The following is a 20137-nucleotide window of genomic DNA, read 5'->3' as shown; positions in this document are numbered from 1 at the left end:
GGTCATATGTATGGAGGCTGGTATGTACATTCCTCTGTTCACAGATATTCCATATCGAGACATCCCCGGCACAATCATCGTCGAACTGCGGGAAGTTCCGCCCCACATGCGCGGTCACGGATTCACCCTGGCGAAGCTGCGCGCGTGGCTTGGCGGCGATGAAGGGTACATCACCGACCCGTACCGCGGCGAGCGCCACCTGGTGTCGCTCAAGCCGTGGCTGCAAACGAACCCGGATGTTGAACTGGTACTCTTCTTTGATTTCATCTTCGATCAAGACTATGTTCGCCAGCACCCCGAACTGTTTCCGCCGCCTCCCGCGCGCCCCCCGGCGTTCATCAGAGACACCCGCCGCAAGGAAGACGACATTGGTCCGGGGTTGAGGCATCAGGAGGGGGAGTGACGCATCCGTCGCTCTGAAAGGGTAGAGGTTTTCAGGTTTCCATTGGTGCGGTCATACTCAATGGCCGCCATAATAGCGCTCTGCAGGTTGCGATACGTCGCCACATTCAGGTTAGCAACCCCCTGTTGCACCATCAGATGCGCGTTGGTCGCCGAGATGCCGGCCAGCATTGGCGTTGCTCCCAGCAGCGCTGCCGCCTGCATCGCGCGCGTCAGGATCGCCACGACATCGGGATCGACAACAGCGATGCCGGTGATGTCCAGAATGGCAACCCGCGCACGTCGCTCAGCAATCCCTTTCAACAGCGCATCGAGCAGAGCCTGCCCCCGTTGCGCATCCACATGACCCACGATGGGGAGAACAATCACTCCCTCCCACACCGGCAGCAGCGGAATCGAGAGTTGTTGAACGGTTTCAAACAGTCGGCGCTGCTCCTGAAGACTCTGTTCAAGTTCGTTGTTCCGCTCAGCAATTGCCGTTTGCTGCGCCACAATGTTTTCTACCATCCGGTTGAAGTTGCGCTGGAGCATGCCGATCTCGTCGTTGCGCGTGACAGGAATGCGCTGCGCGAGATCGCCGGCGCCGATCTCCTTGGTCACATGAGCAAGACGCTGGATCGGGCGGGTGATGGTCTGCACAATGCCGATGCTTCCCGCAATAGCGGCGAGCGTCATCAGAGCGATCAACGTCGCTATGACCAGCATGTTCTGAACGACCGGTTGGTACACCTCATCAAGCGGTTGCTCGACGGCGATGCCCAGCGTATAGTCGCCGATCTCGAATGTGCGTAGCATCATCAACACCGTCGTTCCGTCAGTGCCGGCGATGGTCTGATGTTCAGTGCTCCAGTCCGACAGCGCGACCGTGCGCCCGATCAGGTCGCGGTTGCGATGCGCGATCACGCGCCCGTCACTTTCAAGCAGGCTCACCGTTCCTCTGTCCCCGACCGGTATGTTGACCACCTGTTCGATCACGCGGTTCATACGCGCTTCGGCGATAAGAACCTGGGGCGGGTTGCCGGGGAGAAGATAGGGTAATGCTATCGGCAGCGATAATTCCCGGCTGAGCGGATTGAAGCGCAGGTCATCGAAGACCGGTCGTTCGGCGCCGATTGCGGCTTTGAAGAGCGGATCGGCAGCGCGGCTGGTCAACCGGTCAGGCGGAGTTATACCGATCCGCGCGACGTGCAGGCGCTCCATGCCGGTGTTATCAACGACTGCCAGGCTCTCGAACAGATTGCGTTCAAAGATCGTCCGGGCAAGCAGTTCCAGGCGCTGGTCTGTCGAACCGCTTACGAAGCCAGGGGAACGCACCAGGATGTTCATCTCCATCAGCGCTTCCTCGACAAAGTTCGCCAGGAGCGCCTCGGAGCGAAGCGCAATCTGATCCTGGATGCTCTGCGCCTGCCGGATTTGAAGGTCGCCCCCCATCCATGAGAGGATGCCGCCGACTGCGAGCATCGGCAGGAGTGCGAACAGGAGCAGGATGGCAAGCCATGTTTTCTGAATACTGCGGCTCATTCCCGGCCTCCGTATTTCTGGAACATGGCATCGGCGTTGGCAGTGGTGACTTCTTCAGTATCGAGAATGATTTCGCGCGGCGGCGTCTCGCGCTGTTCCAGTATTCGCAGCGCCCATTCGATGGCTTCGGCGCCGCCCGTAGGATAGACGTATGTCACATTGAGTTTGCCCTGCCGCACCGCCTGAATACCGCCATCGGAGGTCGCAAGCGCATCGATGCCGATAAAGAGGATGGCGTCGGTATCGCGCCCCTGCTCCTTTGCAACATTGAAGGCGGCAATGCCCATAGGATCGTTGTGGGCATAGACCACATCGACATCCGGGTTTGCTTCAAAGAGAACGCGCGCAAGCGCGTCAGCCCGTTCGGCGAGCCAGTCGGCGTTCTGACTGGCAATAATGCGCACATCCGGGTTGGCGGCGATCCCTTCGCGGAAGCCGTCGCCGCGCTCCTGCGTGGGGGTCGAGCCTTCCAGTCCACGCAGTTCGATGACCGTACACGGTGATCGCTGCTGTTCGCGGCACCAGCGCGCCGTATATTCGCCCGCCTTGCGCCCGATCAGGCGGTTATCGGCGCCGATCCACATCGTGTACTGTTCGCCCTTCACTTTGCGATCCAGCACGATCACCGGAATGCCGCGCTGAAATGCGCTCGCTACAATCGGGGTCAGCGGGGAGGCTTCGTTGGGCGAAATGATGAGGAGATCGATACCCTTGCTCAGGAAGGCTTCCACGTCTGCAATCTGCTGTGCATTGTTCTGGCGCGCATCAGTGAACTCGATCTCAATGTTGGGATGACGGGCGGCAGCCGCAGCGATCTGCGCATTCATCGCCTGGTGCCACGGTTCGGCGTTGTTCGCCTGCGACATGCCGATACGCCACCGGCGGGGAGCATCGCCGCCGGCTCCGCCTGGCGAGGATGTCGGTTGTGTGCAGGCGGCAAGCATAACGGGCAGCGCCAGCACCAGCAGCATCAGCCGCAGTTGAACCATCCTGACATGCATATCAACCTCCTGTGGCTTCATCGTGTGAGGGTTCGCCAGTTTCGCGGACGAGGGGTGCGCCTGCTCTGAGTGAGCAGTTTAGAAAAAAGCGTTGCTTTTCGCTAAGGGCGCGAGCGCGGGGTCGCGTCGGTCAGGCGTCGTACTGCCGCTCGAGGATCGCGCAGATGCAGGAACAGGGGTCTGCGCTGCGAGGGAAAACTCCCCGGCGTTTGCGCCTATTGTATCCATGTTGGTTGCATTTGCAAGTGCTGAAATGAAAACCGTGCGCGTGCCGGATGCGTGGGCGTCGCGCCTGCTGTTTCAGCACTCACCGTGGATTGGAATAGGTGACACGGATGGTGTTACGACGATTCAAATTGACATGTCTCCCGCGCCTCCGCGCCTCCGCGTGAGCCCGTCCAATGCACACATTCTGGGTTTGCCGTGTCGCACGAGGCGCCTGCTTCAGCGGAGTGTAGACCGAAATTCATTTCGGTCGACGCGTGGGGAGCACGATGTGCATGCCAGGTGCGCGGGCGTCGCGCCCGCATGACGGCTGCGGGCGCCGGGTGCGCGGGCGTTCCGCCCGCATGACGGCTGCGGTGTGAATGTGCGCGCCGGGAGCGCGGGCGTCCCCGCCCGCACGACGGCTGTGGGCGCCGGGTGCGCGGGCGTCCCCGCCCGCATGACGAATGAGACGCGCGATATGTGCCAGGTGCGCGGGCGTCGCGCCCGCATGACGGATTCGGTGCGAATGTGCGTGCCAAGTGTGCGGGCGTCCCCGCCCGCATGACGGATGCGGTGCGAATGTGCGTGCCGGGTGCGCGGGCGTCCCCGCCCGCATGACGACTGTGGGTGCCGGGAGCGCGGGCGTCCCCGCCCGCATGACAGACAAGACGCGCGATATGTGCCATGTGCACGGGCGTCGCGCCCGCATGGCGGCTGTGGGCGCCGGGAGCGTGGGCGTCCCTGCCCGTACGACGGACGAGGCGCGCGATCCTGGCGTTCAATTGTTTTGCACTCCAGCGCCTCCCTCGCTCTCCCGCGTACCCTCCAGGCGCCGCGATCCCGTTGATCGTCGCTGCATTGCACGAAATAGCGCCGCTGCGTTGCGCCTCCTTGCCGCGCCAGCGCGCCCCACATCGCTGATCGGCGTCGGGTAGCGCGGCGGTAGCAGGCACTTTGCGATGCACTGGAATGTATGGTATAATACCGAGGACACAATTCCTGTCCAAAGCAGCAGTGTATAGCACAGCTTGCGGTCCACTGGAATGTGTGGTATAGTACTAGAGGGTGATCACAAACCAAGAACACCCCGTTTATTACTCCTACAATTTAACCTCTATAGACGACGTATCTCCTAGTAACTCCTTTTACTATCTGGTTATCCCCTATACAGCATAGGATTACTCGTACATCAGATATTATCATTGTACGATCCGCTTAGCGATTAATCTTTATAACACGGTTTTTTTGACTCTATCAGGTGCCGGTTCAGAATGAACTGGCTTTTTTGTACATGGACAAAAAGTCGATCACTCGACGAAAGGGGGATAAAATGCTCGATATCTCCGCAAAACAATTCGTTCATACAGATTAAAATCTTTACATGTCCCTATCATAACTCAAAGGACTTTAATACGTATAAGCGGGTAGGATTTACCGTGAGAGAGTACCTGAACAAGCAATTGGTTGGATCAGGAGGCTTGATCGAGATGGAGTTTCACACCTGGAAAGATTATGTGGCAAGCGTGATTGCTGCTCTTGGCGGTAAGGCTCGGCTATATGAGATATATGATTATGTCATTTGCGAAACTACACTAAGACTACCAGATTCATGGCAAGCTATTATACGTTATACGATCTACATTCATTCGTCAGACTCTCGTGCATATAAGGGAGGTGAAGACCTATTTTACCGCTTAGATCGAGGATATTGGGGTTTAAGGTAAAATATACTCGATATCTGTATTCCAAAGATAATATAGCTTATATTAGATACTCTATGTGCCGCTCTTGTAGTCTAAATCCGTCTAGAAAACATATCATTAATAAATCTCCTAACTATCGAATTCTCCTCTATACAGCGTAGAACTATTCACGCGCCAGATCGCTTCTTGCGGTCCACTTGGCGATCAATTAAATTTATTTAATTTCTCTGGTTTATGAGAGTAGATATCTCAAAGAAAGGGGGAAAAACATGCCAAATCTCTTGCAGAATAATTTAGGGAGTAGGATCTGTTCCTATCACGGATTAAGAGACCTTAACGTATCCACACAAGAAGAATTTTCTATTTGGACTTTCAGGCAAGTTAGAGACATGATTGTACGAGGCGATGTAATACGTGCGCTTGCGGCTCTTTTCGTCTGCTGGAAGCGTTTGCCGGTTGCGCACATCCTGGCTTTGGAAAGAGGGATTTCGCCCTTGCTATGGATTCTCGGTGATGGAGATCGGGGGCGGGTGGGATACAGCAGGACAGGGGCAAGCGACCCGGCGCGAGAGTCGCTCCCCCGCACGCCGTGCCGCGCCAGCGCGTGATGCCCTCCCATAGCCGAACACTCTTTGGCATTCCGAGATTCGGCAGACTCCCCTGCATGCCAGACCGACAGTCGGCAAAGGTCACGGCTGCCGCACGGCGGGACATCCCCCTCACAGGGGTGAGTTTTTGGGGAACCCCCGCGTGCCATCTTCCGTTTCAGGCATCAGGGCGCCCCAACTCCCCCTTCTCCCCTTGTGGGAGAAGGGGGCAGGGGGGATGAGGGGCAAACGCGCACCGGAATGCAGAAAATCACGCATCTCTCCCAGGGAACCTATCCTTAAGAGTAGCGCGCAGCGGGGGCGGCAGGCAGCGCGGGCTCAATCATCGCGCTCGGTGGCGTGTAGCGTTTTTTATGGAACCTCTGTGCCCTTTGCGTTTCGGCAGTGCGTTTCTACAGCGGGATCAACTACGACACGATCAACCCCTGCCCTTCAAGCCAGAAGCGTCCCCACGCCATCACCCCCAGCATGATGGCGGTCACCACCAGCGCGACGGTCGCCGGGCGCGCCAGTTCAACCACGCGCGTCACCCGCCCCTCGTAGTTCATTACCAGCGCAACGATCAGCAGATTGACCGCGAACAAAATGCCGACGATGCCGGTCCAGGCGACAATGGCGATGGGCCAGTAGGTGATGGCGACATTGCCGTAGATCGCGGCGTGCACCAGAAAGCCGAGCAGCAACGCACCGCCGAGTTCACGCCAGTTGCCGATCACAGGTTGATCCATATCGGGGTCGCGCCGGAGCGAAAGGTTCAGCACCAGCAGAATGGCGACCGCCAGGGACACGCCCATGCCCAGACCGGTGAGCGTGCGCAGTTCGTTGCGCGGCGTGTAGAGATGGGGCAGGAAGAGATCAACAAACAGTGAATTGAATCCATCAACCGCCATGACGACGACCAGCGCCACCAGCGCGACGACAATAGCGGGCGGCGGCAGTTTCGCAGCGCGCTCGCGACCGAGCAGAAGAAGATAGATGAAGGTCAGCAGAAAGCCGCTGTAGATGCCGGTGTTGCGCGCGCAGAGCGGGAGTTGTTCGCCCCCCAGCGACACGTTGTGCACCTGAGCGCAGACGCCGTGCACAGCGGCGTACATCTTCCAGTTGAGCGGCGTGCCGGGCCAGAGCAGCATACCTGCCAGGATCGCTCCGAGCAGACCAATGAAGGCGAAGCGCCACGGAACCTCGCGCCCGTCGCGTTCACGCTCCTTGCGCGCGGCAATCTCGCGCCGCGCCAGTTCGATGATCTCCTCACTTGTGCGTTCCATGAAACCTCGCTGTCAACGTAATCGCTCCACCTGATCCTGCATCATCTCGAAACTCATGATGCCGATCTGACGATGATTGATGGTGCCATCGCTGTTGATAAAGTAACTGGTCGGAAGATTCTTTGCGCCGTACCGTTCGGCAATGTCGCCTTCCGGATTGGCGATCAGCGTGAAGGTCAGGTTGCGTTCACGCGCAAACGGAATGATGACATCCGCTAATTCGAGGCGGTTCACCCCCAGCACCACCACATCATCACGCGCGTCAATCCGCTGAAGGTCGGGCATTTCCTCCTCGCATGGCGCGCACCACGTCGCCCAGAAGTTGAGCACCACTTTTGTGCCGCGCAGATCGCTCAGGCGGCGCGTCTCACCGCCAGCAAAGGTAAAAGCGAAATCCGGCGCAGGATCGCCCGGCGCTGGCAATCTGCCGCCGCGGTCGATCATCCGCGACTCGATGGCAATACCCGGCGGAATATCGACCGGCGCCCGGTCCGTCGCAGGCGACGCTCCACGTTGTTCGCCGCATCCTGCCAGCGCCAGACTCACGATCACCAGCGCCCACAGGCGGATCGGTCGCCGCACCTGCCGACCGCCGACATTGTGTGGTCGCATCATTGCATCCCTCCGATTCCCCGCGCCTGCGCCGGAAGTTCGCGTTCGAGACGCGGATAGACGACCAGCATCACCGCCAGCGCCGCCAGTGCGCCGGTGATCATGCGCAGCCAGAAATTGAGCGAACCGATGTCGTCGCCGCCGTCGCGCCAGCCAAGGCTCAAGATCTCGTTGATGATATGCGTACCGGCATCGAGCGCCATCGGAACGAGCAACAGCGCGCCGAGCGTCAATGGCGCCGGACGGATCCAGCACCGCACGACGGAAAAGAGTATTCCGACGATGAACAGACCGCCGTAAAACGCCGTGCAGCGATGGCAGAACGCCACCTGATACCCGCAAAAACAGAACGAACGCTCAGGGCGTTGATGACACAAGGGCGTATATATGCGAAAAATGATCTCGCCTGCCACCGGATGCCCATTCGCCTTCAGCCAGGGCGACATCCACGGCAGACCGGCGTAGATGCCAGCGAGGAGATTCAACGATGCAAGCCAGTGGCGAAACAGCCATGCAACTGCTCGATCAATCCAGGGTGCAGGGCGGGATGGAAGTTCGGTCATCATAATGAGCATCATTATAGCAGAGAGGGCTTCGCTGTGCACCACAAGATAGACTGTCATGCGTCGTTCGGTGGGCTGCAAGCGTGGGAAGATCGGTGCAAACAGGATGAAGTGTTCGTAACTTATCGCCGCCGCGTAACTTTTTTGACAGAGATGCTGTTCATAGTTGTAGAGAGAAATCACAACGAAAGTCGAGATCACGGATAGTCGCCGGCGGAGGAGCAACGATGCACTGCTTGTTGCCCCGACTGTCGGGTATTGTTGCAGGGAGAGGGAAGATATGTATATCCTGGTTGCTGATGATGACCTGCCGAACGTCAAACTGACCGCGTTTGTTCTGGAAGAAGCGGGTTACAAGGTCATTAAGGCTTACGATGGCCCATCGATCCTGCAATCGGTCGAGCAGTACAATCCGGACCTCATCCTGCTCGATGTGATGATGCCGAAGACGAACGGATTCGATGTATGCCGTCAGATCCGGCGCACCTCCGATGTGCCGATCATTTTTCTTTCCGCTCGCTCGCAATTGCAGGATCGGGTGACCGGATTGCAGATCGGCGGGGACGATTATCTGGTCAAGCCGTTCGAGCCTTCCGAATTGCTGGCGCGGGTCGAAGCAGTATTGCGGCGGCGCAACAGCGATATGCTCAACCCCTCGGCGCGTCTGAGTCTGGGCGACCTGACGCTCGATCCGGTTGAGCACAAGGTGCTCTTTGCCGATGGGCGCATCGTTGAACTGACGCCGCTCGAATTTCGGTTGCTCTACTATCTGATGAAGAATGCTGGTCGCGTGCTGAACACCAGTCAGATCCTGAGCAAAGTCTGGGGGTACGATTACGAAGGCGAAAGCAATCTGGTTGCGGTCTATATCCGGCGCCTGCGCACGAAGATCGAGCGCGATCCCGAGCATCCCCGCCATGTGTTGACCGTGCGCAATCTTGGGTATAAGTTCGAGGCCTGAGGCAGTCCAGGTGTGTGCTGAGGCAGTCTGAGTGTGTGCCGATAGGGGGAAGTAGCAGCCATGATCGCTGGAGACACGCTTACGCGACAACTTCCATACTGGTTGATCGAACGCCGTGCATATCTGGGGCAGATGCTGGCGCCGGCGCCAGCATTGGCGCTGGCGGTGTGGTTAAGCGCTGCTGCACCTCCTGAGGCGCTCTGGATGGCGCTGATCGCCTACGCGCTGGTGCATCTCTGGCTGTTTTGGGTGGCGTATCATCATCCTGTGGGCATCGATCCACGGGCGCCGGGCGCCGGTTGGGTTGCTATCGGTGTCGATGCACTGCTGGGCGCGATTGTGGTGAGCGGTGCAACCGACCTTTCGTTCTTTTTGCCGGTCTATACGCTCATTGCATGGCGCGCTCTATCCGGGTACGGGCGCAACCAGGCTGCTCTTGCGCCCCTCTTCGCCATTGGACCGCTTTTCCTCTTTCAGTTTCTGCTGAGTCGCGCGGGTAGCGCGTCGCTGACGGCGGGGGAACAGTGGAGTGCGGCGGGGGTGCTTGCAGGCAGCCTGGGGTGTGGTATCGTCGCCATTATGACAGGCGCGCGGCAACAACGCTCGATCATGCGTCTGCGCAGCGAATTGCAGCGTGAACGCAACACCCGTGAGGCTCGCGTCGAAGAACTTGAGCATCTGGCGAACGAACTGCGGTTGCGTATGCGCGAACGCCACGCGCTTGAAGAAGGGTTGCGCGCGGTTACCAGCACGCTCAGCCTCGATGACGTGCTCGAACAGATCCTGGATAGCACGGTACAAACCTTTGGCGCCGAACGCACCCATGCGGTTGTGCTGACGCTGGCAACCGATGGGACGTTGACCAACCGTGTGTATGCCCGCGATGGCCAGATGCGCCCGCAGTGGGTCGAGCCGCTGATTCGTCGCGTGATGCACGATCAGGCGCCAGCGGTTGTTGCCGATGCCGCCCTTGATGCCGAGCTTGGCGCTATCAGCCGAAGCGGGTTGCGCTCAATCGTCTGTGTGCCGCTGTTCGTCGGTGACGGTCCGCCGAGGGGTGCGTTGACCGTGGTGAGCGCCACGTTTGCTGCGTTTTCCAGCAGCGATGCCCGCCATCTTGCGGCGTTCGCCGCGCAGGCTGGCATTGCCATTGGCAACGCCGAACTGCACAGCCGGTTGCGAAGGCAGCAGCAGTTGCTTCAGGCCGTGCTCCGCGACATCAACGATGGACTGGTCGTGCTTGATAATGAGTACAATGTCGTGCTGGCAAATCCGATAGGTCAGGCGCTCCTCAACGATACATCGGCGCCGCAACCCTGGCTGGAGCGTATGCGTGAACTGGCAAGCCGCCTCTCCGATGACGGTCGTCCGGTGGCGTCGCCGGAATGGGTTTTCGGCAGTCCAGACGCTGAAGAAGGTCAGATTGTCTATCAGGCGGTTGCGTCGCGGGTGCACACCGATGATGATCTGCCCGATCTGACGGCGATTGTGCTGCACGACATCACCGACCACAAAGCCGAAGAACGCGCCCGTATGGATTTCATCTCGATGGTATCGCACGAGTTGCGCAACCCGCTCCATACCCTCAACGGCTTTGTCAAACTGGTGCTCCAGGAACGCGCCGGTCCGCTGACGTCGTTGCAGCAGGATTTTCTCAAGATGGCGGACGAGCAGATCGAACAACTGAGCAGTCGTGTCGCCGAACTGCTCGAATACAACCGGTTCAAAGCCGGTCGGCTGGCATTGCAGCCCGACGTGGGCGATCTTGCGCTGCTCATTGCGGGCACGGTCAACCGGTTGAAACTACAGGCGGAGCAGCAGCAGCTGGCACTTGTCAGTCACGTGACGCACCTGCCGTTGTGCCGGTTCGACGGTCAGCGGATTGGCCAGGTGTTGACCAATCTGATCGAGAATGCGATCAAAGCAACTCCAGCCGGCGGCACGATCTCCGTCTCTGCCGACGTTCATGATCAGGAAGTCCGCGTGCGAGTCTCCGATACCGGCGTGGGCATTCCGGCAAGCGAATTAGGAAAGATATTCCAGCGGTTCTATCAGGTGGCGAAACACCGTCGCACCCACGGCAACAATCTCGGTCTGGGTCTGGCGATCTGCCAGCAGATCGTCGAAGGGCACGGCGGGCGCATCTGGGTCGAAAGCGAAGAGGGGGTCGGCACGACCTTTACCTTCACCCTGCCGCTGGCAGATGGGCAGGCGTGAATGACGATTCTTTTACCAAACTATAGACGGGTGTTCACCCGGTCATCAATAAAGGTGGCTATAATCTCTTCTGTGAAGATGTGATACGCCTGTGGCTTGTCGCTTGTGATCGGTTGAGGAACCCGTGAAGATCGCTCTGGTTGCGCTTCCCCGCCTTGACGAACCTTACGCAACGCCACCGCTGCCGTTGTGCTATGTCGCAGCATTCCTTGAACAGCAACGCCATATTGTGCGCATTTATGATCAGGCGCTCTATCAGAGCGATCCCCGCGTAGATTATCTGGAAGCGATCCGGGCATTCCGACCGCAGGTGACTATTGTTGCCGCCGATAACGTTGCGGAAGCCGCTGCAGTCGCGGGGCGCGTCACCTTCAGCGGAACAGCGCTGCCATTGCTGCTGGGAGTGCGGGATCATCTGCCGCCCTGGCTTGCGTCACACGCACTTGCCGAACTCAACCGCGTTCTGCCGCACGCGCCAGAGGTCAAACGCCTCGTTGCATGTGCGCTCCTGGCGCTTGATGACGACCTCGACCGGTTGCCATTCCCGGCACGGCATCTGCTCGCGCTTGAACGCTACCCGCTGACGACGCCGAAAGGCGAGTTGCGAACGCCGGTCCTGATCGGGCGGTTGCGCAGAGACGGAACGCCGGCGCCCCGTCAACCAGCGCTGCTGATGACGGAACTGCGCTCTCTTGTTCAAGAACATGGCGTGCGTCATGTCATGCTGAGCGGGTTGGCGCTTACCGACGATCTGGACTGGTTGTACGCCGTGTTGTCGCACCTCTCCAACATGCATCTTGGCATCAGATGGGAAGGACGTGTTTCGTACACGCGGCTCACCACTACCCTCCTGGAGGCGTTTCGTCGCAGCGGGTGCGAGGCATTGACCTTTGAATTCGCAGCGCTCGCGGCGCTCGAATCCAAAAGTGAACGTGATGCACTGATCCATGCTGTGCGTCAGGCGCGTGAACTGGGGATGCGCGTTACCGGACACATTGCACTCGATCCCCAGTACCCTGCGATTCCTGCCGTTGTCGATATGTCAGCCACGTTTGGGTTGGACGAAGTGCGCTTCTTCGTTGCACATCCAGTCGAGGCTCATCAGTACGAGGCGGCGGACATGGCAGCGTTAATTGCGCTCGCCCGGGAACACTACCGTGCGAGCCGCAGTCGCCAGTATTTCATCGACCGGTTTGGCGCCCATCTCGGAACCATGATCTGGTACGTCGGGCGAACCGGTCTCTTCGGCAAGCGCTGGGCGCACCCCCACGAGACGCAGACCGAAATTGCACTGGAACACGGGCGCTGAGGGGGAGGTTATCTATCCCCTGTCCCTCCATATGTTATAATCATGCTCACACCCCCAAATCATACTCAATGCCGTCAGGAGGACGAGGTATGCCTGTGTTCAAGGATTATGCCGAGCTGCACTTATGCCTGAGCACGTTGTACGACAAGGCGAAGTGCGATGCGCGCATTGCGCCGAAAATCCGCGACTCGCATCTGGTGATCCAGTTTCGCTATGAAGAACCGCGCGCTGTGGTGACCATCAATGCGGCAGCGCCGCCAACGCAACCCGGTGCGTATTTCGATGTCCTGTGGGGCGATGATACCGGATTGAAGCCGGATGTTGAGATGAGCATGAAGGCGGATATCGCTCATCAGTTCTGGCATGGCAAAATTAATCTGATGACGGCATTGGCGCGACGTCAGATTATTGCAAAGGGTCCGATTCCAAAAATCTTGAAATTGTTGCCTGCGGTTGAGCCTATGTACGAAATGTATCCACGTCTGCTCCGCGAAATGGGGCGCGCAGATCTGGTGTTGACCTAGAACGGGTGCAACCCACACACGGTGATACAGCTGGTCGAGGCTGCTGATCAACCGGTGCTCCGGGTTACAACAACGGTCACAGGTCTCATGCACCGCCTGAAGACAATGCATGTCTCCTGAACCGGCAGCGTTGCATGCCTGACGATCACATGCCGGTTTGTTGTGTCGGTCGGCGGAGGAGACGCCTCTACGACACGGTGTGTGCTGGTGGTTTGCTGCGGTCTATCGTCATGGTTGAACCCTGATGGTCATCACGCGAGCCGATGAGCAGCGAAGACATGTATGAACGCGGTGTGGCTGATGCCGAGCGCGGCGAGTTGCACCCGTTCTACTACCAGCATTACTACCATTACCGCCGGGGTTATGATCAGGCGCGGCGACGTATGCGTCGCACCCCATTGTCGCTGCTGAGCAGGCGCGGATGGTTGCTGACAATTGGAGTCGTGCTGGTCGTGGCGCTGGCAGTTGTGCTCGGTAGTGCGTTTCGCGGGAGTAATGCAGAGGATCTGGCATCGTTCGCAGCACCTGAAGCGGAGACTGTTGCTGCGGAACCTGTGCAACCGACTCGCACGCCCCTCTTCCCTACGGCGGTTCCGAGCGCAACACCTGCACCAATCGTGCGGACATTACGGGTTGGCGGGTCGGCGCAGGTGGCGAATACCGAAGGTCGCGCACTGCGTGGACGCGCTGCGCCAGGGTTGAAGGCGCCGGTGCGTGTCGCCTTCGCAGAGGGAGAACAGGTGCGCATCCTGGAGGGACCGGTAGCCGCCGACGGATATGTGTGGTGGCGCGTCGAAGGTCAGAAGGGTGCAGGATGGGCGGCGCAGCAATCGCTTGAGGGCGTCGTCTGGCTTGTGCCGGTCGAGTAAGTGGTCGTGTAGAGGATTTGCGTATCAAAGTCGCACCACTTGTCTGGCGCAAGACTGCTTCCAACTTCGCTCGAAACGTCGTATAATCGGTAGTGGCGCTGATGTCAATGGAGGTTTCCTATGAACTGGGTGGTTGTTACCTTCATGCTTCTGTTCGTCCTGGTTCCCTTCCTGCCGCTGGTGTGGTCGCTGGCGTACACCTGGATCACGGCGCCTGAGACGAAATCCTCTGAAGAGTAGTCGGTTGGGACGTAATCCGGGGAGGCGTCGGCAGCGATTGAGATGCCGGGTGCAACGGGTTCGGCTTCTTCGATCCTGATGGTCTTTGAGAAATAATCCGGTGTAGCCCGCGCAGGCGGGCTTCGCCTCGCATAGCCGGGGGCTTCAGCCCCACGGCACGAAGCGCATACGGGGGGCGCAGCAGCGCTGTACAGGGGGCGCGGGGGCGCAGCGCACCTCATGGTCTTTGAGTAAATAATCCGCTACAGCCCGCGCAGGCGGGCTTCGCCTCGCATAGCCGGGGGCTTCAGCCCCACGGCTAGCGCGGTAGAGCGGAATAAATTCTCAATCTCCATGAGCCCCACGGCACGAGGCGCATACCGGATTTAATGCTCAATCTCCATGAGGACCGGGGCTTTTCCGATTCATGGCGTGAGGCAGCCCTCGGTGAGGGCTGCATTTTTGTTGCCGCTGACATTTATGCAAAACATGTGCAAAGTATTGACAAAACATCGTGGGTGGAGTATGATAGTCAGCGAGGTTTACTGAACAGTCAAGCAGAAGAAGGGGTCTATGAACCTGCGTTCGCCAAAACTCTTTTTGTTCCTGACCGTCTTGATCGATCTGCTCGGTATCGGCATTGTGTTGCCGCTGATGCCGTACTATCTCAAGATCGTCGAGCAGTCGAGCATTCCATGGCTGGCAGCCAATCGCGCGATCATCGTCGGCGCATTGATGGCGTCCTTTGCGCTGATGCAGTTTCTCTTCACACCGGTGCTCGGCGCTCTGTCCGACCGGTATGGGCGCCGACCGATCCTGCTCATCAGCGTCCTGGGCAGCGGGCTGTCGTATGTGCTGTTCGGGTTTGCCGAATACCTGTCGTTTCTTGGGGTCGAAACAGTCCTGGCAATCCTGTTTATCGGTCGGATGCTGAGCGGAATTACCGGCGCAAGTATTTCGACTGCGCAGGCATACATTGCCGACACGACCACCCCCGAAGAGCGCACGAAGGGCATGGGCATGATCGGCGCAGCATTCGGTCTGGGTTTCATGCTCGGTCCGGCGCTCGGCGGATTGTTGAGCACAATCAGCCTGGAAGCGCCAGCATTCGTTGCCGCCGGTCTTGCATTCGCAAATGTGATCTTTGGTTACTTCAAGTTGCCGGAGTCGCTGCCGCCTGAGCGACGCATGGTCACGCCGATGCGTGGGATGAATCCGGTGTCGCGCCTGAGCGCGCTGTTGCGGCGATCCAGCATTCGTCCGCTGCTGATCGGCATCTTCCTGCTCAATATGGCATTTTCCGGCTTGCAGAGCAACTTTGCCGTGTTCAGCGATGTGCGCTTCGGTTTCGGTCCGCTCGATAATGCGCTGATCTTCACGCTGGTCGGGTTGCTGGCGGTGGTGATGCAGGGTTTTCTGATCCGCCGTTTGGTGCTTGCCTTTGGTGAGACGCGACTGGCAATCGCTGGCATGACGATGATGGCAGGCGCATTCATTGCGGTCGCCCTGGCGCCGGAGGCATGGATGCTCTTCCCGGCGGTTGGCGCCATCGCTATTGGTGATGGAATGGCAACACCGGCGTTGACCGGTCTGATCTCGCGGCGGGTGGACGCGCACGAGCAGGGAGCGACGCTGGGCGGGACGCAGGGGCTGATCAGCCTGACGCGGATCGCTGCGCCGATCCTGGCAGGTACGACGTTCGATCTGATCAACGTGAGTGCGCCATATTACCTGGGCGGCGCGCTGATCGCCGTGGCCGTCGCAGTTGTCGGTTCGGCGTTGTTGCCAGCATTGCGGAGCGGCGTTGGTCATGATCAGCCGCAGGGTGCGGTGATGATCGGAAGCGCAAAAGCGGAATGAGCGGCTGAACACTGATCTTTGTGGGGGTGCACGCTTGAGAGTGTTGCACCCCCTGATTTTGCCCCCCCGCAGACGTCAGACAGGCTGGAAAACCCGCAAGATCCATTCGTGTCTCCGCAGCGTACATCAGTGTGTATGATGAAGTGACATCACACTCGCTCACAATACAGGAGCTGCATGCGCGCTGTTATTCTGGCAGGTCGAGGACAGGCGGAACCCCGAACGGGAGCGACGCTCATTCGTCTGGCGGCGCATTGCCGTAAGGCCGGTGTTGCCTCTATCGTTGCCGCTGGATTTCTCCAGCATCAGCGCCCTTCCTTTGGTGAAGCGCTCGAACAGTGCGTTGCCCGGGGCGCCCGGGAGGCAGTCATTGTGCCGTACACACTGTCACTGGCGAAGGAGGACTGGGCGGATCTGGAACGCACGGTGCAACGCGCGCGCCAGGTTTACCCGCACCTCGCGCTGCGTATCGCTGAGGCGCTTGGGCATCATCATGCGTTGATAGAGGTGCTCATCCAGCGTGTGATCGAAGCCGATTATGTGGCAGCGCATCATATGCATCATGGTCGCCTCACCTGGCCCGGATGGCAGAAGCAGCGCGCAATCGGATTGCTGATCGTCGGGAAAGGGCTGCCAGACATCCCTGCGCCTCTGGAAGAAGCGATAACCACGTGTTGCCCGACTGCGACACGGTACACTGCTGTGCGCTTTTACGCTGCCGATCAGGACGGGGAAACCCTGAAATCATCCCTCCAGGCGCTGATTGCGCAGGGTTGCCAGGCGATCATCGTTGCGCCATACGCTCTGGAGCGATGTAGGATGACAGCGCCTGTCATCGAGCGCGCCATCGCCTGCGTATCTGCCAGATACCCTGAAGTGACCATTATTCAGGCGGAGCCTCTGGCGTATGATCGCCGGTTGATTACAGCAATCGCCGACCGGGTGCGCGCTGCAATCGATGTGTCGTAGATCGCTGGCGCTGTTTTCCGATCAGGATTGTTCATCCACCGGCATTTCAGCCTGACGAAGCGCGTGTTCCAGCATTTTGCGCAACTGCGCCAGATGTTGCTGTTTGCGCGGTTCTCGCAACGCGCGCGCCGTCGCCGTCCAGTAGCGGTGGTTCTCGATAAACGTCACCTGCGTCATGTACCACTGGACATCGCTCATCGGTCCGTCGAACGCTTCGTTTTCCGCGCGCAACTTTTCGCTTTGCCGCCAGAAATGCTCGTTGCCAAGCGTATCGAGGTCGGCATCCGCCAGGATCTGTTCCGTCAATGTCTTCGGCGATTGAGGAATGCGCGTTGCCATGATCATCCGGCAGATTTTGTCGATCTGTGCTGGCGTGTAGCCAAATTGAGGCAGAACCTTGGCGGCAATCTCTGCACCTGCCTGTTCGTGCTCTTCGCGGCGCACGACGAATCCAAGGTCGTGAAAATACGCGGCCGTGCGCAGGAGCAACAGGTCTTCACCGTTGACGCCCTCGGCGAGCGCCAGGCGCTCGACGGTCGGCACGACGTCGTCGCGCGTGTGATGCACTGAGTGGTATGTTACGGTTTCCGGCAATTCCTGTGCCAGTCGCATGAGGGCGTATGTTCGCGCACCCTCGAAATCCGGTTCGGTCATGATTATCTTTCCTCAGGCGCAGTTTCCTGAACAGGGAAAGATCATTCGACGCCTTTGTCGTATCGGCAAACGATCTCACCCGATGCCTTCTGTCATTATATGCTACCTGACAAGCATGTGCATAGGGCAATATGTAGTATCTTGCGTGATCACATGGTTGAAACAGGATTCTGCGCCCTACACCGCTCCAGGCTCACCGGTTGGGTCGACAGGACTGCTGGAGTGTGGATGATCCTGGCGCATTGCCGCAAGCGCCTGACGCGCTCCTGCGCTGAAGAATTGTGCATCGCTGCCGCTCATCAGCAGAGTCATACCGCGCGCTCGCCACACAGCCGTCTGCTGTGGGTCACTGCTGTGGATGCCACATGCAACGCCAGCACGCTGCGCGGCGTCCAGCACCCGTGCGATTGCCGACTCAACTTCCGGCGCGGTGACGCTCTCCACCCCCAGCGAGATCGTAAGGTCGAACGGTCCGATCAGCCCGGCATCGACGCCCGGCACAGCAAACAGATCATCGATGCGCTGCACGGCAGCCTCCCGTTCGATCTGGAGAATGACCAGCGTATGCTCATTCATGTGACGCACCAGATCGCGTGGCGCGGCGCCGCGGTAGTCGGTGTGACCACGACCGGCAGCTGCTCCACGCACACCCTCCGGCGGGTACTTTGCGTACCTGACCAGCGTCTGCGCCTGTTCGACAGTCTCGACGCGCGGAAGCATGATGCCCATCGCACCGGCATCCAGGGTGCGCGCCACGAGATCATATGCCAGGTCGGGAATCCGCACCAGTGGCGTGAGACCGGTCAGGCGCGCCACCCTGATCATTTCAGCGACCACGCCGAGATCGTAAACGCCGTGCTCCATATCGATGAACACAAAGTCGTACCCGGCGTGCGCCAGCATCATGACATATGCTGTGGATGCACTCTCGACGAGCATGGTTCCGTACACCGGCTGTCCGGCTTTGAGCGCCTGTTTCACGCGGTTGATCGGCAGCATTGGTTCCTCCTTTCGTTTGCATTCTACCGCGCTTTGGCATAGGATGCACAACGAACAGCAGGAAGATTGACGGTTGCCGATACAGGTTGAAGGCATGCTTTGAGCTTCAGCGACGTCGCCCCTTGTTTCGTGCAGTGGGCGTGACCGGCGCAAACGCACATCGAGGAAGCATTCGTCTCTCACAGGTCTGGCATCGTCTCAACCCCGAAAACATCCGCACGGGAAGCGATAATGGGGGAGGTTCACCATCGTATGCAGGCATCATTCAGCGGCGCGTTGACCGAACGTGACTGGAAGCGGCATATCAGCCATCCTTTCGAGGTTCCATCCGGTGCGACCCGGCTGTTCATTCGCCTGCGCTTCGAGCCGCCAGCGGTGAATGGCATCGACACCATGCTGTGTCTCTCACTCTTCGATCCAACCGGTTTCCGCGGCGCCGGGCACCGTGGCGGCGCACAGCACGATGTGGTCATCGACGCGACGCACGCAACGCCAGGCTACCTGCCCGGTTCGCTTCAGGCAGGTCAGTGGGATGCGGTCATCGATACCCATATGGTTGCCCCCGGCGCTCCCTGTCGCTACACGCTCGACATTTCGACAAGCGATGAGCCGGTTGCGCCACCCGCGCCACCTGAACCAACACCGGTCACCCGCCCGACGAAGACCCCCGGACGCGGCTGGTATCGCGGCGATCTGCACGCACATACGGTTCATTCAGACGGCGAATGGGATATACCGGCGTTGCTCGAAGCAGCGCGCGCCCGTCACCTGGATTTCGTGGCGCTGACCGACCACAATACCATTGCGCAATTGCACAACCTCGATATACTGACGACCGATGATCTGCTGGTGATGGGGGGGATGGAGTTGACGACATTCTGGGGACATGCGTTGAGTCTGGGAACGCGCCGCTGGATCGACTGGCGCGTCCGCACCGGTGAGCGCAGTATGCCGCAGATTGCCGCCGACGTTGAAAAAGAGGGCGGGTTATTCGTTATTGCGCATCCACTGGCGCCCGGCGACCCCTTCTGCACCGGCTGTGACTGGCGCTACGTGGACATGATGCCGGGAACGGCGCGCGCTGTCGAGGTGTGGAATGGATTGTGGAACGGCGACAGCAACAATGAAGCCGCACTGGCGTTGTGGTATCAATGGCTGAACTGGGGCTTGCGGATCACTGCAACTGCCGGAACCGATGCGCACGGTCCGGCGCCAGCCGGGGCGTGTCCTGGATTCAATGTTGTCTATGCAACCCGACGTGACGAAGGAGCGATTCTGCGCGCTATCGCTCATGGCCGACTCTATCTCAGCAGCGGTCCGGCGCTTGAACTGACCGGCGCCAGCGGCACGACGACCGGTATGATGGGGGATATGCTTCCCAGGGGTGCAGCAACTATTCAGGCGCGCTGGCGTGATGTTCCTCCTGGCGCGCGGTTGCGCCTGATTGCCAATGGCGCACAGATCGACGAGGATATCGCCACGCCGGGCGGGGAACGCTCATGGACGCTGAACGAGGGCGAAGCGCAATGGTGCGTTGCGGAAATTCGCGCAGCGGACGGCGAATTGCTGGCGGTGACGAATCCGATCTACTTTGAACCAGAAGAGTAATCAGGACACCCACACTCCCCCTTCTCCCCTTGCGTCGCACGCGGCGATGTATGACGCGATGGTTTC

Annotated in this window: 17 protein-coding genes; 10 read left to right on the top strand and 7 right to left on the bottom strand. The window is 59.2% G+C overall.

The annotated features are described in order from the left end of the window. Positions 1-22 precede the first annotated feature (22 nt). Positions 23-403: a hypothetical protein gene (locus ROSERS_RS23075; RefSeq protein WP_011959160.1), complete on the top strand. Its 381-nt coding sequence runs from the start codon at positions 23-25 to the stop codon at positions 401-403. Here ROSERS_RS23075 and ROSERS_RS23070 read toward each other — a convergent pair. After that, the gene (locus tag ROSERS_RS23070) at positions 388-1923 is read right to left on the bottom strand and encodes a HAMP domain-containing protein (protein ID WP_011959159.1); all 1536 of its coding nucleotides are present in this window, start codon (positions 1921-1923) and stop codon (positions 388-390) included. The genes ROSERS_RS23075 and ROSERS_RS23070 overlap by 16 nt on opposite strands. Beyond that, positions 1920-2924: a substrate-binding domain-containing protein gene (locus ROSERS_RS23065; protein ID WP_011959158.1), complete on the bottom strand. Its 1005-nt coding sequence runs from the start codon at positions 2922-2924 to the stop codon at positions 1920-1922. Before ROSERS_RS23065 ends, ROSERS_RS23070 begins: the two co-directional genes overlap by 4 nt. An 863-nt stretch (positions 2925-3787) precedes the next feature. Between ROSERS_RS23065 and ROSERS_RS26330 the strand changes: the two genes are divergently transcribed. Continuing rightward, on the top strand, positions 3788-4066 hold the full coding sequence (locus ROSERS_RS26330) for a hypothetical protein (RefSeq protein WP_157041202.1): 279 nt from the start codon (positions 3788-3790) through the stop codon (positions 4064-4066). Between the two features lie 1783 nt (positions 4067-5849). Here ROSERS_RS26330 and ROSERS_RS23060 read toward each other — a convergent pair. Genes ROSERS_RS23060 through ROSERS_RS23050 form a run of 3 tightly spaced genes read right to left on the bottom strand, consistent with a single transcriptional unit; the run spans position 5850 to position 8083 of the window. Next, positions 5850-6707, bottom strand: a complete 858-nt coding sequence (locus tag ROSERS_RS23060) for a DUF2085 domain-containing protein (RefSeq protein ID WP_011959155.1) — start codon at positions 6705-6707, stop codon at positions 5850-5852. Between the two features lie 12 nt (positions 6708-6719). Next, a complete protein-coding gene (locus ROSERS_RS23055; RefSeq protein WP_011959154.1) occupies positions 6720-7322 on the bottom strand; it encodes a TlpA family protein disulfide reductase in 603 nt (200 codons plus the stop codon). After that, on the bottom strand, positions 7319-8083 hold the full coding sequence (locus tag ROSERS_RS23050) for a DUF2085 domain-containing protein (RefSeq protein ID WP_011959153.1): 765 nt from the start codon (positions 8081-8083) through the stop codon (positions 7319-7321). The genes ROSERS_RS23055 and ROSERS_RS23050 overlap by 4 nt, the downstream gene beginning before the upstream one ends. A gap of 79 nt (positions 8084-8162) precedes the next feature. Between ROSERS_RS23050 and ROSERS_RS23045 the strand changes: the two genes are divergently transcribed. The 7 genes from ROSERS_RS23045 (at position 8163) to ROSERS_RS23015 (ending at position 16810) form a co-directional block, all read left to right on the top strand. Beyond that, positions 8163-8843 carry a response regulator transcription factor gene (locus ROSERS_RS23045; RefSeq protein WP_011959152.1) on the top strand — a complete coding sequence of 227 codons (681 nt, stop codon included), beginning with the start codon at positions 8163-8165 and terminating at the stop codon, positions 8841-8843. 60 nt (positions 8844-8903) lie between these two features. Continuing rightward, on the top strand, positions 8904-11060 hold the full coding sequence (locus tag ROSERS_RS23040) for an ATP-binding protein (protein ID WP_011959151.1): 2157 nt from the start codon (positions 8904-8906) through the stop codon (positions 11058-11060). A gap of 124 nt (positions 11061-11184) precedes the next feature. Beyond that, positions 11185-12369, top strand: a complete 1185-nt coding sequence (locus ROSERS_RS23035; RefSeq protein ID WP_011959150.1) for a radical SAM protein — start codon at positions 11185-11187, stop codon at positions 12367-12369. A gap of 89 nt (positions 12370-12458) precedes the next feature. Then, entirely contained in the window at positions 12459-12893 is a 435-nt protein-coding gene (locus ROSERS_RS23030; protein WP_011959149.1) for a hypothetical protein, read from the top strand. 278 nt (positions 12894-13171) lie between these two features. Then, a complete protein-coding gene (locus ROSERS_RS23025) occupies positions 13172-13762 on the top strand; it encodes an SH3 domain-containing protein (RefSeq protein ID WP_157041201.1) in 591 nt (196 codons plus the stop codon). A 792-nt stretch (positions 13763-14554) separates the two neighbouring features. After that, the gene (locus ROSERS_RS23020) at positions 14555-15841 is read left to right on the top strand and encodes a tetracycline resistance MFS efflux pump (RefSeq protein ID WP_011959147.1); all 1287 of its coding nucleotides are present in this window, start codon (positions 14555-14557) and stop codon (positions 15839-15841) included. A 177-nt stretch (positions 15842-16018) separates the two neighbouring features. Then, the gene (locus ROSERS_RS23015) at positions 16019-16810 is read left to right on the top strand and encodes a sirohydrochlorin chelatase (protein ID WP_011959146.1); all 792 of its coding nucleotides are present in this window, start codon (positions 16019-16021) and stop codon (positions 16808-16810) included. Positions 16811-16831: 21 nt separating this feature from the next. Here ROSERS_RS23015 and ROSERS_RS23010 read toward each other — a convergent pair whose 3' ends face one another. Both ROSERS_RS23010 and ROSERS_RS23005 read right to left on the bottom strand, forming a co-directional pair. Next, positions 16832-17464, bottom strand: coding sequence for an HD domain-containing protein (locus ROSERS_RS23010; RefSeq protein ID WP_011959145.1), 633 nt, complete (start codon positions 17462-17464; stop codon positions 16832-16834). Between the two features lie 177 nt (positions 17465-17641). Continuing rightward, positions 17642-18463: an HpcH/HpaI aldolase family protein gene (locus ROSERS_RS23005; RefSeq protein ID WP_011959144.1), complete on the bottom strand. Its 822-nt coding sequence runs from the start codon at positions 18461-18463 to the stop codon at positions 17642-17644. A 252-nt stretch (positions 18464-18715) separates the two neighbouring features. Between ROSERS_RS23005 and ROSERS_RS23000 the strand changes: the two genes are divergently transcribed. Next, positions 18716-20071: a CehA/McbA family metallohydrolase gene (locus ROSERS_RS23000; RefSeq protein WP_232282719.1), complete on the top strand. Its 1356-nt coding sequence runs from the start codon at positions 18716-18718 to the stop codon at positions 20069-20071. Positions 20072-20137 lie beyond the last annotated feature (66 nt).

The sequence above is a fragment of the Roseiflexus sp. RS-1 genome (assembly GCF_000016665.1).
Classification (GTDB): domain Bacteria; phylum Chloroflexota; class Chloroflexia; order Chloroflexales; family Roseiflexaceae; genus Roseiflexus.
This window is presented reverse-complemented; position numbering and strand designations above follow the sequence as displayed.